This is a genomic window from Arthrobacter sp. AFG7.2 (assembly GCF_002892835.1).
Classification (GTDB): Bacteria; Actinomycetota; Actinomycetes; order Actinomycetales; family Micrococcaceae; genus Arthrobacter.
Map to the genome: position 1 here is coordinate 626,165 of NZ_PJMB01000001.1, position 12,821 is coordinate 638,985.

Sequence of the window (12,821 nt, forward strand, 5' to 3'; positions counted from 1 at the left end):
TGCGAGGTGACGCCAACTCTTGTTTTGGCGTTTACGCGTGGGCCCTGATGGCAGCAGCCAAAACGTCCAGGCCGTCGTTCAGCAGTTCATCGGTGATGACCAGCGGGGGCAGCAGCCGGATGACGTTGCCGTAGGTGCCGCAGGTCAGGATGATGACACCTTCCTTGAGGCAGGCGGCAGCAACTGCCTTGGTCAGTTCCGGGTTGGGTTCCTTGGACCCGGCCTGGACCAGTTCGATGGCCAGCATGGCGCCGCGGCCGCGGACGTCACCGATCACGGAGGACCCGGCACCACCGAGTTCGGACTGCAGTTCGCGCAGGCGTGTGGTGGCGAGGGATTCGATGTGGCGGGCGCGGCCGGCGAGGTCGTATTCCTCCATGGTGCCGATCGACGCCAGCGCGGCAGCGCAGGCTACGGGGTTGCCGCCGTAGGTGCCGCCCAGGCCGCCCGGGTGGACGGCGTCGAGCAGGTCGGCCCGGCCGGTGATGGCGGACAGCGGCATGCCGCCGGCGATGCCCTTGGCCAGGGTCATGATGTCCGGAACAATGCCCTCGTGGTTGACGGCGAACCATTCACCCGTGCGGCAGAAACCGGACTGGACCTCATCGGCGATGAAGACGATGCCCTTTTCCTTGGCCCACGCTGCCAGTGCCGGGAGGAAGCCCTCAGCCGGGACGATGAAGCCGCCCTCGCCCTGGATGGGCTCGATGATGATCGCGGCAACCTGGGCCCCGCCGATCTGCTTCTCGATCATGGTGATGGCGCGCTTGGCAGCCTCGGCACCGGTGATCTCCGGGTTTTCCTCCCGGTAGGGGTAGCTCATGGGCATGCGGTAGACCTCGGGCGCGAACGGGCCGAAGTTGGTCTTGTACGGCATGGCCTTGGCCGTCAGCGCCATGGTCAGGTTGGTGCGGCCGTGGTAGGCATGGTCGAAGGCCACGACGGCGTCGCGCCCGGTGGCGAGGCGGGCCACCTTGACGGCGTTCTCCACTGCTTCAGCGCCGGAGTTGAAAAGAACGGTGCGCTTTTCGTGGTCGCCGGGGGTGAGCCGGTTGAGCTGCTCGGCCACAGCCACGTAGCCCTCGTAGGGCGTGACCATGAAGCAGGTGTGCGTGAAGTGCTCCACTGCTTCCTTGACGGCGCCGACGACGGCGGGATCGGACGCGCCAACGCTCGTCACGGCGATGCCTGAGCCGAGGTCGATGAAGGAGTTGCCGTCGACGTCGTGGATGATGCCGCCGTCGGCGTCTGCGACGTAGACGGGCACGGTGGAGGCGACGCCTGCGGCGACTACTGCCTTGCGGCGCTCTGTCAGGGCTACGGATTTGGGGCCGGGGAAGTCGGCCTGGACCCGGCGCTTCTGCTCCAGGCGGAAGGTGATGTCTGATGCGGTGGTGGTCATGATGATTTCTTCCTTAAGAGTCGAGTGCGGACATCACGTGCTTGATGCGCGTGTAGTCCTCCACGCCGTACATGGAGAGGTCCTTGCCGTAGCCGGACTGCTTGAAGCCGCCGTGGGGCATTTCGGCGGTGAGGAGGATGTGGGTGTTGATCCAGACGGCACCGAAGTCAAGGTCCCGGCTGAGGCGCATGGCCGTCCCGTGGTTGGACGTCCACACGCTTGAGGCGAGGGCGTATTCCACGTCGTTCGCCAGCTCAACGGCTTCTTCCTCGGTGCTGAACTTCTGCACGGTGATGACGGGTCCGAAGGTCTCCTTCTGGACGATGTCGTCGCTCTGCTTCGCGCCGGTGATGATGGTGGGTTGGAAGAAGTACCCCTTCCCACCCGCCCTGTGGCCGCCGGTTTCGATCCGGCAGTTGGCAGGAAGGTTTTCAACTACTGAGGTGACAGCGTTGAAGTGGTTAATGTTGTTCAGCGGGCCGAAGTAGTTGTCTTCGTCATTCTGCGAGCCGGTGTGCAGGGTCCTGGTGTGTTCCACCATGGCGGCCACAACGTCGTCGTGCACGGAATCCTCCACCAGTACCCGGGTGATGGCCGTGCAGTCCTGGCCCGCGTTGAAGAACGCGAACTCGGCGATCGCCGCTGCGCTCTTCTTGATGTCGGCGTCCTTGAACACAATGGCAGGCGCCTTGCCGCCAAGCTCCAGGTGTGCGCGCTTGAGGCCCTTGGCTGCACCTGAGGCGACGGCGATGCCGGCGCGGACCGAGCCGGTGATTGAGACCAGGCCGGGAACCTTGTGGTCCACCATCATGGCGCCGGTCTCGCCCGTTCCCAGCACCACGTTCAGGACGCCGGCGGGGAGGATTTCCCCGGCCAGGCGGGCCAGGACCAGGGTGGATTCCGGGGTGGTGTCCGAGGGCTTCAGGACCACTGTGTTGCCGGCCGCGAGCGCGGGACCGATCTTCCAGATGGCCATCAGGAAGGGGTAGTTCCAGGGCGCCACCTGCGCCACGACGCCGATGGGCTCGCGGCGGACGTAGGAGGTGTGCCCCTCGAAGTATTCGCCGGCGGACTTGCCTTCCAGGATGCGGGCTGCGCCGGCAAAGAAGCGGAGCTGGTCAACGCCTGCAGCAACTTCCTCCGAGGCGATGAGGGAACGCACCTGCCCGGTGTTGCGGTGCTGGGCCTCCACGAGTTCGTCGCTGTTGGCCTCGACGGCGTCGGCAAGCTTGAGGAGCATGAGCTGGCGCTGCCCCGGGGTGACGTGCTTCCAGGTCCTGAAGGCGTCCTTGGCGGCGTTCATGGCGGCGTCCACATCGGCCTGCACGGAGACGGGCGACTGTGCCACCACTTCCCCGTTGACGGGGTTCACGATGTCCAGCAGGTCAGTGCCGGCAGGAGTGACGAACTTCCCGTTGATGAAGTTCTGCAAGGTTTGGACCACGGTGTGCAACCTCTTTCGTAGGGGCCGGCCGCGCCTGGGCTGAGTCCAGGACGGTGGTTGGAACTGCCTAGAGCCTATGCCAGCGCCCCTGCCCAGTGAATAGCCACCTGCACACCCTTTTTGAGGGTATTTAGTGCGGTTGCCCAGCGCCCCTTTATCCTAGATCCATGGCCATTTCCCTTGCCGCCCTGCTGGGTGTGAACTCGCTGAAGCTGTCCAAGGCCGGGGTCGCGGAAACCACCTGGCACCAGGACATCAACTGGGTGGCAGTGACCGAGCTGGAGGACCCGCACCGGTTCATCAACGGCGGTGAACTGATCCTGACAACAGGCCTCCGCCTGCGGTCCGCGCCCGAGCAGCGGCGCTTTGTCCGGCAGGTGCAGCGGGCCGGCGCTGTCGGCATCGGTTTTGGCGTAGGGCTTTCACACGAGACAGTTCCCCCGGCCCTGCTGGCCGAAGCCAACCGGTGGGGCCTGCCCGTGGTGGAGGTTCCCTATGAGACGCCGTTCATCGCCATCGGCAAGCTGGTGGCCGACGCCCAGTCCGCGGACCATTATGCGAAACTTGAACGCCTGATCGCCGGCCACCAGGTGCTGGCACGTGCACTGCTCACCGGTGGCGGGCTCGCTGAGCTGCTCAAGCACCTGGGCGGGATGCTGCGCACGGATGTAGCCCTGAGCCAGTTCACCGCCCAGTTGTATAACAGCAGCAGCGAATCACCCTCGGCGGACACCTGGTCCTCCTACCCCGTTCCCACCGGCCGGCGGGATGCCTGCACCCTGTGGGTCCGGCAGCCCTTCGAGGATTCGGGCATCATCGGCTACGCCCAGAACCTGATCAGCGTCGAGCTGAACAACATGGTCAAGCAGCGCCAGGCCCAGCGTGCCCTGTGCGGGCAGGTGCTGGAGGACGTGATCCATGGTGCCCTGGAGACCAGCGAGGCCCAGCGCCGCCTGGCCGGGGTAGGTGTCAACAGCACCCGGAAGAACGTGGTGCTGCTGGCTGTCTCCGCAGCGCACCATAAAGCCTTGGTGAGCACCTCGGTGCCGCGCGAACTGGAGAACGCGGTGGCCGCCGTCGTGGGCAAGGACCTGGTGCTGGCAATCAATGACGACGGCGGCGGCGCACCTGCCCTGGCCCGGAAGCTGAGCGACCATCTCGCCGAGGCGGGTATCCACGCAACCATCGGAATCGGGGGTGCGTACACCAAGCCGAACGGGCTGCGGTGGAGCTACTTCGAAGCCCGGGACGCGGCAAGCCACGGGCTGCCCGTGAATGAACCGGAGCGTCTGAGCCTGACGTCGCTGCTGCTGGCCAGTGAGGATGTGCCGCTGGCGGACATGGCCAATGAGTCCCTGAACCCGCTCCGCGCATTCGATGCCGCCCACGGCTCGGAACTGATGACGACGCTGGAGAGCTATCTCAACAACAACGGCTCTGTGGCTGCCGTCGCGGAGGAACTGACCCTGCACCGGAACACGGTCCGCTACCGCCTGGCGCAGATCACCGAACTGACGGGCTACGATCCCGCGGTCACCACGGACCGTGTCCAGCTGTGGCTTGCGCTGGCCGTGGCCCGGCTGGGCGCCCGGCAGGGCAAGTAGGGCAAACCAAGGCGCCCCGTCCGGTGGGCTGGACGGGCGTCAGATAACCCCGCGCTGCAGGAGCTCGCGCGACTTCTTGCGGCCTTTACGGTACCTGGCCTCGGCGGCGCTCATCAGCGCGTCCTGCCGGCTGGCCAGCGCGGCGAAGACCGCAGCTTCTGCCGGCTGTTCCTGGCCAGGGTTGAGTGCGGCCAGCAGGTCCCGGGCTATCACGGCGTCATGGAAATCGCCCAGGACCTTTTGCTGGCGGTGTGCCGCTTTGGCCACTTGCCTGGCGCGTTTGCCGTGCACCAAAGCAGCTGTTTCCGCCACGTGCCGCAGCCGCTTTGCATCCTTGCGCACCTGGTGGAGGGCGTTGTCGTGGTCTGTCCCGCGCCGGGCGTGCGCAGCTGCCTTATGTGAGCGCCGCAGCCGCCTGGCGGACTTTTCCACGGCTTTTGCGGACACGCGCCGGCCGCGCGCCACCGTTTCCGTGCGGACAGGCGGGTTGTCGCGGAACTCTTCGAGCTCGTCGAGGAGCCGGAAGTAGCGGTCCGAGCGCAGCGCCTCCTGGAGCTGCCGGTATCCGTCGTCGAACGTGGCACCCACTCTGTGCTCAACAAGGTTCCTGGCCGCCCCGGTGCCCTCCCCCGGCGGCAGTTCGCCGAGGTGCCCGCGGAGCCTGTCCAGCAGGACTTCGGCATCCCTCGGTCCGCCCAGCAGCCCGCCCAGCCACTTCAGTTCGTCCCGCAGCCGGCGGACCGGGCCGGCGGAATACAGCTTCCGGTAGGCCGCGAGCGCGGACCGGATCCGGCGGACAGCTGACCGCATGGTGTGCACGGACTCGGGTTCCTCCAGCCGGACCCGCGGGTCCTGGGCCAGAATCTGCTGGATCTGCCCGTCGAGGTAGGCAGTGACGACGGCGGTGGCTGGGGCTTTCTTGCCGGCGGCGAGAGCAGGGGTACTTTGGTCCTGCGCCGGGCGGGCGGCCAGGGACGGGCCGGCGCCCGGTGCTGAGCTTCCTGGGGTATCGCCGAGGGCACGGGAGAGTTTGGACGCGTGGCCCGCAGGATGTGCGCCGGCCCGGGCGAGGAGTTCCTCAGCCGGTCCGAAGATCCCCGGTCCGCCATGGACGAGCTCCAGTTCCCACTCGCGCCACTGCTGCTTCCGGCCGCCGCTTTCGGTTCCGCCACCCGGACCGTTATGCAGGCGCTCCGCCGTCACCCGGTCATCGGCGAGGTCCGCCAGGTGTACGCCGTCTTCTCCGTACAGCGCGTGGGTGGTGCGGCTGGTCTCGAGCCGGACTACGGGTGCTACTTCCGCTCCGCGGAGGTACGCCTGGACGTGGTCGAGCAGGCTGTCCGGCACCACGCCTGGCTGCCCCAGCGGGGCGTGCAGTTCCCGCCGCTGCTGAGGTTCCGGCCCTCCGCCTCCGGCTTCCAGCGGCGGCAGTTTCAGGTGCCACCCGGCATCTGTGCCGCCAGTGCGGCGGCGCAGGGTGATCCGGCGGGAGGCAAGGGTATGCCGGGCGGTGTCAAAGTAGACAGCCTCAAGAAGTGCGGTAAGGGGAGCGCCGGCCTTAGCCACTCCGGGCAGGCTGTCCAGCGGAGGCACCACGGCGTCGCTGTCGACGTCGTACTTCTTTTCGATCTCAAGTCCTTGCGAAGCCTTCACAAGCCGTCCTTCCACTCCACGGGCAGAGCTTCCGGAAAATGGCGTCCGGCTGCCCGCTGGCAGTCTATTGCCCTTGGCCGGGAACCCGGGAGATTCCTGCCACACAATCGCAGACATCAAACGTCTAACCTTTACACTGGATCAATGCCAGCTTCGCCTCCTTCTGCCGCCGCAGCGCCTGCCGCCCCTCCCCGGAGTGTTCCCGCTCCCCCCGCCCCCGCCTCGGCGTTGGCGGGGAACGAGACAAAACCGCGTTCCGCCGTCGTGTTCGGTGTGATCGCGCTGGTGCTGATCGGGCTGAACCTGCGGGCCGGGATCACCGGAGCGTCGGCACTGCTGCATGACCTGCAGTCGGTCCTGGGCTACGGCGCCTTTGTGGCTGCCGTCATCCCGTCCATTCCCACGCTGTGCTTTGCCCTTGCCGGGGCGGGCACCTCGTGGCTGACGGGCCGGCTGGGCGTGGAGAAGGCCATCGTGGTAGCCCTGGCAATGCTGGCCGGCGGGCTGCTCCTGCGCGGCATTCCCGCCACCGGCATGCTGGTGGCGGGCAGCGTCCTGGGCATGTCCGGCCTGGCTGTCTGCAACGTGGCAATGCCCTCCTTCATCCGGGAACACTTTGCGCACAGGACCTCGCTGATGACCGCCGTGTACACGGTAACCATGGCCACGGGTGCCACCGTGACCGCGGCAGCGGTGGTACCGCTGGCCCAGGCGCTGGGTTCCCCTTCAGCTGCCGTTGGCGCCATCGGCATCACTGCCGTAGCGGCCCTCCTGGGCTTCCTTCCCGTGGCGCTGCATGCGCACCGGAACACTCCGCAGCGGAGTGGGGCCCGGATCTCCCCCTGGCCTTTGCTGCGGGCCCGCAAGGGACTGCTCCTCACCGCGATCTTCGCGCTCCAGGCCTTGCTCGCCTATGCCCTGCTGAGCTGGTTCCCCTACATGCTGACCACCATGGGCCTGAGCGCCTCGGACAGCGGACTGATGTTCGGCTTGATGCAGCTTGTCTCGGTTCCGGCCGGGATGGTCCTGATCGCCATCGGTTCCCGGCCCCGCATGCTGCGGCCCGCGTTTTACCTGGTGAGCGTCACCATGGTGGCGGGCCTGGTGTCGCTGCTGCTCCTGCCGGTAGGGCTGGCCGCCGTTTCCGCCACCCTGCTGGGGTTCGGCCTGGGAATTTTCCCGCTGGTCATGGTGATGATCAGCCGCAGCGGCGCGAGCACCACGGAAACCACGGCGCTGTCCACGCTCGCCCAGTCCACGGGCTACCTGCTCGCCACCGCGGGGCCGTTCGGCATGGGCCTGCTGCACAGCGCCACGGGCGGCTGGACGCTGCCCCTCCTGCTGCTCCTCGCCCTTGCGCTGGCCCAGATTGTGGTGGCGCACCTGATCACCGGCAAGGCCATGACCAAAGCCGTGGGAAGGAAGTAGCCCGCCATGGTCCTGGTCCCTTCTTCCCGCACCCCGCTCGCGGACGAGGTCACTGCCAAGCTGCGCGCCATGGTCCATTCAGGCGAGTGGCCCCTTCACCAGCGCATCCCGTCCGAGACCGAGCTGATGGCCGGCCTGGGGGTGTCCCGCGGCACCCTGCGCGAGGGCATCAAGGCGCTTGCCCACAGCGGAATGCTCGAGGTGCGGCGCGGCGACGGCACCTATGTCCGGGCCACCAGTGAGATCTCCGGAGCAGCCCGGCGCATGTACCAGGACCATACTGAGGAACACATCCTGGAAGTCCGGCTGGGCCTGGACACCCAGGCAGCCCGGCTGGCCGCACGGAATGCAACGGACGACGACGTCTCCGCCCTGCGTGCCCTGCTCACCGCCCGGGACGCGGCCTGGAGCGCCGGCGACTACGAGGCCTGGGCGCAGGCCGACTGGGGATTCCACGAACGGGTGGCACAGGCTTCCGGCAATCCGCTGCTGCACGAGCTCTACGTCAGCTTCGGCGCAGCCTTTCACCAGGACCTCCTTAAGCAGCAGCGCCGGGCGGGCTTCGACGGCCGCCCGCACGAAGGGCATGACCTCCTGGCCGATGCCATTGAGGCCCGCGACGAGGACGCCGCAGTAGGCACCGTCAACCGGAACCTGAACTCCTGCGCCGAGTGGCTTGCCGGATAACGCTTCCTATACAGGGTTTCACCGGAACTTAATCGGTCAGTAGGCTTACTATCTGAAGAAAGGTAGTTCAGCCCGCCCTGCGCCCCGGCACGGCAGGCACCGCCGACGACGAGGAGTTCCCGTGGCGAGATCATCACGCCTGACCGACCACAACGTGGGCCAAGAGCCTGCGCAGCAGGCAGCGGCACAATCACCGGCCGCTGCCGCTGGCCATACCGGCGCTGCCGGCCACCAACCGCCGCCCGTCCGGAAGGCCCGGGACACCAAGTCGCCCACCCAGCTGTGGGGTGACGGCCTGGGCAGGGTTGGGATCCGTGCTGCCCAGATTCTGCTGATCCTCACCGTAGCGGTTGTCTCCGTCTACGCACTGATGCAGATCAAGCTGCTGGTCATTCCGATTCTGATCGCACTGATTCTGGCAGCCGCCATCGGCCCGTTCGTGAACATGCTCCGGCGCCGCGGGCTGCGGGGCGGCCTGGCAACCGGCATCGCGTTCATTGGGCTGCTGCTGGTGCTGGGCGGCGTTTCCACCGTGATCTACTACTCCGTCCGAAACCAATGGGGCGAACTGGCGCAGCAGGCTGCTTCCGGGCTGGATGAGCTGGAGAAGTTCCTGCTGACCGGGCCCATCCCCCTTGAGCAGGCGCAGCTGGACCAGGCGCGGGAAGGCATTGTGCAGTTCGCCACCAGCAGCCAGGTGCGGTCCGGCGCCCTCACCGGACTGTCCGTGGTGACTGAATTTCTTGCCGGCGCAAGCCTCGTGGTGATCATCCTGTTCTTCTTCCTCAAGGACGGGGCCAAAATCTGGAACTTCTTCCTCCGCCCCTTCACGGGCGAACGTGAGGCTAAACTGCGCCGGGTGGGCAGCCGCACCCTCGAGGTGCTGGGCGGCTACGTGCGGGGCACTGCCATCGTGGCCCTGGTGGACACCATCGCCATCGGAACCGCGCTGCTGATCCTGCAGGTTCCGCTCGCCATTCCGCTGGCCATCATCGTTTTCATCGGCGCCTTCATCCCGCTGGTGGGCGCTACGGTGGCCGGCATCCTGGCCGCCCTGGTGGCACTGGTGGCAAACGGGCCGGTGGTTGCCCTGATCGTGGTGGCCGTGGTCATCGCAGTCAACCAGCTGGAGGGCGATCTCCTGCAGCCCATCGTCATGGGCAAGTCCCTGCAGCTCCATGCCCTGGTGATCCTGATGGCCCTGACTGCAGGCACCATCCTGGCCGGCATCGTCGGCGCCGTGCTGTCCGTGCCGCTGGCCGCCGTCGCCTGGGCCATTATCCAGGTGTGGACTGCCGAGGACCCCAACCTGGAGGACATGAACCCGGACCTGCCGCCGGCCGGTACTAAGCCGATCTAGGCATCAAGCTCCAGTGCAGGCTGGCAGATTTGCCTCCACGCATCAAAAAGGCTGGCGCCCCTGGTATCCCAGGTGCGCCAGCCTTTTTGTGCGTCGTCTTTCGGTATTACTTCTGGAGGCCGGCGAAGACGTTCTTGGGGCGCTGCATCTCACCATGCTTGGCGCCGAGGACCACCACCAGCCCGGCAAACGCGGGGATGACCCACTGGAGCATTTTCAGCTGCTGCTGGGCCGCCTTCAGCTCTTCGGAGGCATTCGGGGCGGGCTCGGTGGCACCTTCCGCACCCTCAGCGGCCATCTTCTCCACCTTCTTGCCCAGGATGCCGGAGTACAGGGTGACTGCGGCGCCCACCACGGTCACTGCCGTCTTGATGACGGTGTCACGCGCCACGCCGTCCTGCTTGGCGATCCGGTCCTTGTTCTCCCACGCGATGGCCAGGTCCGCCACAAGGTGCGAGGCGAACGCGCCGGTCTGGAACGGCGCCCATTTCATCCAGCCTGCGCTCGAGAGCCTGGTCCGTTCCGAGGGGTCCTTGGCCGCCGCCGCCGCACCGTTGAGGCCGATTGCGCCCATGAGCGATCCACCGAACCACGCTGCTGCCGTCAAATCGTGAACTGACCGGGCAATAAGATTTCCTGCCATGATGTGCATTCCTAACGTTGAACTGGTTCCGAGAGCCGCTCTTGCGGTCTTCGCTTGCCGTGTCCCTTCAAGGTCATGGTCCGCCTATGGTAAGCACACTTACTAATGTTACGAAAGCCCGTCTTCCGAGGGGCATAACGCGTAATATCGTGGCCATGGGAAACACAGGTACTTTGTTCGGCTGGGCCTTCGGGGACCCGGCGCGGGAAAAAGAAAGCACGTACGTGGCCGGCCTCCAGGATGAGGCGCTGAAGAATGCGCGGGAGACCGCAGTGGCCAAGGGAGTAGCCGTGGTGGCGGATTCGCAGGTGTTCACTGTCCTGAGCGCCGACGATTCCCTGGTGGAACTGGATAACGCCCCCGGAAAACTGGTGGTCCGCTGTACCGTGCACGTCGAGGGGCCGGGCGCCGGGAAGCTGCGCGCTGAAGGGCCCATGAACGGCTGACCCATGTCCGACGCGGAATCGACCATCAGCCAGGCCGCGGATGCCGTCGAGGTGGTTTCCAACCACCCGGCCCTGGATGTCCTGGCGCGGACAGGGTTCGCCGTCATGGCGCTGCTCCACGTCATTATTGGGGCCATTTCCATCGCCGTCGCCTTCGGTCAGCCCGGCGAGGCCGAACCCACAGGGGCGATCGAGCAACTGGCCGCCAATCCCTGGGGTCCTGCAGTAATGTGGGCGTGCGTGCTGGCCTGCTTCGGGCTGGGCTTGTGGCAGGCGAGCGAGGCCACCCTGCGGGCACGCCGCCTGCCCCGCAAGGAACGGGTGTCCAAACTCATCTCGTCGGGCTTTCTGGCGATTGCCTACAGCAGCGTAGGGGTCAGCTTCGCCGGTTTCGCGGTGGGCCTGCGGGGCGACTCCAGTGAGAGCACGCGCGATTTCAGTGCGTCCCTGATGGCTGCGCCGTTAGGGCTATGGGCATTGGTGGCACTGGGCCTGACGATTGTGGGTATCGGGGTCTACTTTGTGGTCAAAGGCGTGCGGCGCGGGTTCAAGGAGGAGCTCTTCCACTTTGACGGCACCCGCCGCGGAAGGGTGATTGACGGCCTGGGCATTGCCGGCCACATTGCCAAGGGCGTGGCCCTGGTCCTCACCGGCCTCCTCTTCGTCATCGCCGCAGCCAAGCACAATCCCAGTGAATCCACCGGCCTGGATGGCAGCCTCAAAGCCCTCCAGGATCACCCGTGGGGACCGTACCTCCTGGTGGCCATCGGTGCGGGGTTTATTGCCTATGGGATCTTTGCGCTTGTCCGCTCGCGGTTTGGACGCATGTAGCACAGCCATTTCAGGGTAGGAAGGAAGCATGAGCCACTCCGAACTGAAGGACCAGGACCAAACGGCCAACGACGAGGCCGCGCCGGGGGACGTCGCACCGGCAATCACGGAGACTGTAGGCAGGACCTTCGCTGCCATGTTCCGGGTGTTGAAGCTTGCCCGCCCTGACAGGCCCATCCACCCGCAGGGCATCGGGCTGACCGGGACCTTGGCCAGGACCGGCAGCCAGGGTGAACCGAGCGGCCTGGACTGGCTTGACACGCCGGGGTTGGATACCGTGGCAGCGAGGTTTTCCCGTTCCATCGGGCTGCCCCAACAGTTCCCCGACATCCTGGGGCTGGCGCTCCGGGCCACTCCCGCTGCCGGGAAAGGCGGCGGCGACGGCGGGGAAGGTGGCGGCGCGGCCGACGTCCTGTTTGCTTCCACGGGCTGGCACCTGCCCGGCAGGTTCCTGCTCCAGCCCAGGCTTGACGTTGCAAGCTCCACCCTGACAACGCTTATGCCCTACCGCGGCCGCAACGGACCCGTGCTGCTGGGGCTGCGGAGCACGCAGCTGCCGGAGGGGTCGCTGTCTTCCGGGGAATGGGTGCTTGAGCTGTCCTGGGCCACGCCAACGGGGCCCTGGCGGCAGTGCGGCGAGCTGCGCCTGAGGGCGGACCTAAAGCCCCGGGATACTCCCCTGCGCTTTGACCCCCTCAACAACCAGCCGCCGGGCACCCGGACCTACGCCTGGACGCGCCGCCTCCGGGAGCGCTCCTACCTGGCGGCCCAGCGGCAGGCTCCTGCCGCCGTCGCGCCTTCCCCCGAAGTTTCCCCAGCCGCACAAATCCTGGTCACCCCATCCACCACAGGAAGGAACACCATGTCCACCGTGTCCCAGCTGTTCAACTCCCCCGCCGCCGACGTCTGGAAAGTCGTTGCCGACGGCTGGCTGTACTCCGGCTGGGTGGTGGGCGCCTCCCGGATCCGGGCGGTGGACGACACCTGGCCGTCAGCCGGCGCCCGCCTGCACCACTCCGTGGGCGCGTGGCCCCTCGTGATCAACGACAGCACCAGGGTGACCGCCGTGGAACCGGGAAAGTCACTGGAACTGTTGGCCCGCGGCTGGCCGATGGGTGAAGCGAAAATCATCATCAGCCTCGAGGACCGGGGCGACCAATGCCTGGTGACCATCTCCGAAGACGCCATCCGCGGGCCCGGCAGGAAGGTGCCCAAGGTCATGCGGGACCCCATGATCACCGTCCGCAACCGCGAAACGCTTAAGCGGCTGGAACTCATGGCCGCTGGCGGAGCCGGGAAGTAGCCCTGCCCGGTTAAAACAAT

At 66.7% G+C, this 12,821-nt stretch carries 11 protein-coding genes; 7 read left to right on the forward strand and 4 right to left on the reverse strand.

Annotated elements, in window-relative coordinates; all coding sequences use genetic code 11:
* Positions 1-31 precede the first annotated feature (31 nt).
* Both gabT and CXX84_RS02995 read right to left on the reverse strand, forming a co-directional pair.
* The gene (gene gabT / locus CXX84_RS02990; RefSeq protein ID WP_102975204.1) at positions 32-1,402 is read right to left on the reverse strand and encodes a 4-aminobutyrate--2-oxoglutarate transaminase; all 1,371 of its coding nucleotides are present in this window, start codon (positions 1,400-1,402) and stop codon (positions 32-34) included.
* A 13-nt stretch (positions 1,403-1,415) separates the two neighbouring features.
* The gene (locus CXX84_RS02995; protein ID WP_102975356.1) at positions 1,416-2,846 is read right to left on the reverse strand and encodes a gamma-aminobutyraldehyde dehydrogenase; all 1,431 of its coding nucleotides are present in this window, start codon (positions 2,844-2,846) and stop codon (positions 1,416-1,418) included.
* A gap of 167 nt (positions 2,847-3,013) precedes the next feature.
* Here CXX84_RS02995 and CXX84_RS03000 point away from each other — a divergent pair, with 167 nt between their 5' ends.
* Positions 3,014-4,450, forward strand: a complete 1,437-nt coding sequence (locus CXX84_RS03000) for a PucR family transcriptional regulator (RefSeq protein ID WP_102975205.1) — start codon at positions 3,014-3,016, stop codon at positions 4,448-4,450.
* Between the two features lie 39 nt (positions 4,451-4,489).
* Here CXX84_RS03000 and CXX84_RS03005 read toward each other — a convergent pair whose 3' ends face one another.
* Entirely contained in the window at positions 4,490-6,103 is a 1,614-nt protein-coding gene (locus CXX84_RS03005; RefSeq protein ID WP_102975357.1) for a CYTH and CHAD domain-containing protein, read from the reverse strand.
* Between the two features lie 144 nt (positions 6,104-6,247).
* Between CXX84_RS03005 and CXX84_RS03010 the strand changes: the two genes are divergently transcribed.
* The 3 genes from CXX84_RS03010 to CXX84_RS03020 all read left to right on the forward strand — a co-directional run bounded on the left by CXX84_RS03010 (position 6,248) and on the right by CXX84_RS03020 (position 9,578).
* Positions 6,248-7,531 (forward strand): CynX/NimT family MFS transporter, encoded by a 1,284-nt coding sequence (locus tag CXX84_RS03010; protein ID WP_102975206.1) that lies wholly within the window; start codon positions 6,248-6,250, stop codon positions 7,529-7,531.
* A gap of 6 nt (positions 7,532-7,537) precedes the next feature.
* Entirely contained in the window at positions 7,538-8,218 is a 681-nt protein-coding gene (locus CXX84_RS03015; protein ID WP_102975207.1) for a FadR/GntR family transcriptional regulator, read from the forward strand.
* 121 nt (positions 8,219-8,339) lie between these two features.
* Positions 8,340-9,578: an AI-2E family transporter gene (locus tag CXX84_RS03020; RefSeq protein WP_102975208.1), complete on the forward strand. Its 1,239-nt coding sequence runs from the start codon at positions 8,340-8,342 to the stop codon at positions 9,576-9,578.
* A 106-nt stretch (positions 9,579-9,684) separates the two neighbouring features.
* On the opposite strand, the gene CXX84_RS03025 is transcribed toward CXX84_RS03020, so the two are convergent.
* On the reverse strand, positions 9,685-10,221 hold the full coding sequence (locus tag CXX84_RS03025) for a hypothetical protein (RefSeq protein WP_102975209.1): 537 nt from the start codon (positions 10,219-10,221) through the stop codon (positions 9,685-9,687).
* A 155-nt stretch (positions 10,222-10,376) separates the two neighbouring features.
* On the opposite strand from CXX84_RS03025, the gene CXX84_RS03030 reads away from it, so the two are divergent.
* Genes CXX84_RS03030 through CXX84_RS19220 form a run of 3 tightly spaced genes read left to right on the forward strand, consistent with a single transcriptional unit; the run spans position 10,377 to position 12,801 of the window.
* A complete protein-coding gene (locus CXX84_RS03030; protein ID WP_102975358.1) occupies positions 10,377-10,667 on the forward strand; it encodes a hypothetical protein in 291 nt (96 codons plus the stop codon).
* Positions 10,668-10,670: 3 nt separating this feature from the next.
* Positions 10,671-11,498, forward strand: coding sequence for a DUF1206 domain-containing protein (locus CXX84_RS03035; protein ID WP_102975210.1), 828 nt, complete (start codon positions 10,671-10,673; stop codon positions 11,496-11,498).
* A 28-nt stretch (positions 11,499-11,526) separates the two neighbouring features.
* On the forward strand, positions 11,527-12,801 hold the full coding sequence (locus CXX84_RS19220; protein WP_223252927.1) for an SRPBCC family protein: 1,275 nt from the start codon (positions 11,527-11,529) through the stop codon (positions 12,799-12,801).
* Positions 12,802-12,821: the final 20 nt, after the last annotated feature.

Excerpts from the sequence above, each read along its gene's own strand:
- gabT (WP_102975204.1), bottom strand. The coding sequence starts at position 1,402 with ATGACCACCACCGCATCAGACATCACCTTCCGCCTGGAGCAGAAGCGC.
- CXX84_RS03000 (WP_102975205.1), top strand. The coding sequence starts at position 3,014 with ATGGCCATTTCCCTTGCCGCCCTGCTGGGTGTGAACTCGCTGAAGCTG.
- CXX84_RS03010 (WP_102975206.1), top strand. The coding sequence starts at position 6,248 with ATGCCAGCTTCGCCTCCTTCTGCCGCCGCAGCGCCTGCCGCCCCTCCC.
- CXX84_RS03015 (WP_102975207.1), top strand. The coding sequence starts at position 7,538 with ATGGTCCTGGTCCCTTCTTCCCGCACCCCGCTCGCGGACGAGGTCACT.
- CXX84_RS03025 (WP_102975209.1), bottom strand. The coding sequence starts at position 10,221 with ATGGCAGGAAATCTTATTGCCCGGTCAGTTCACGATTTGACGGCAGCA.
- CXX84_RS03030 (WP_102975358.1), top strand. The coding sequence starts at position 10,377 with ATGGGAAACACAGGTACTTTGTTCGGCTGGGCCTTCGGGGACCCGGCG.
- CXX84_RS03035 (WP_102975210.1), top strand. The coding sequence starts at position 10,671 with ATGTCCGACGCGGAATCGACCATCAGCCAGGCCGCGGATGCCGTCGAG.
- CXX84_RS19220 (WP_223252927.1), top strand. The coding sequence starts at position 11,527 with ATGAGCCACTCCGAACTGAAGGACCAGGACCAAACGGCCAACGACGAG.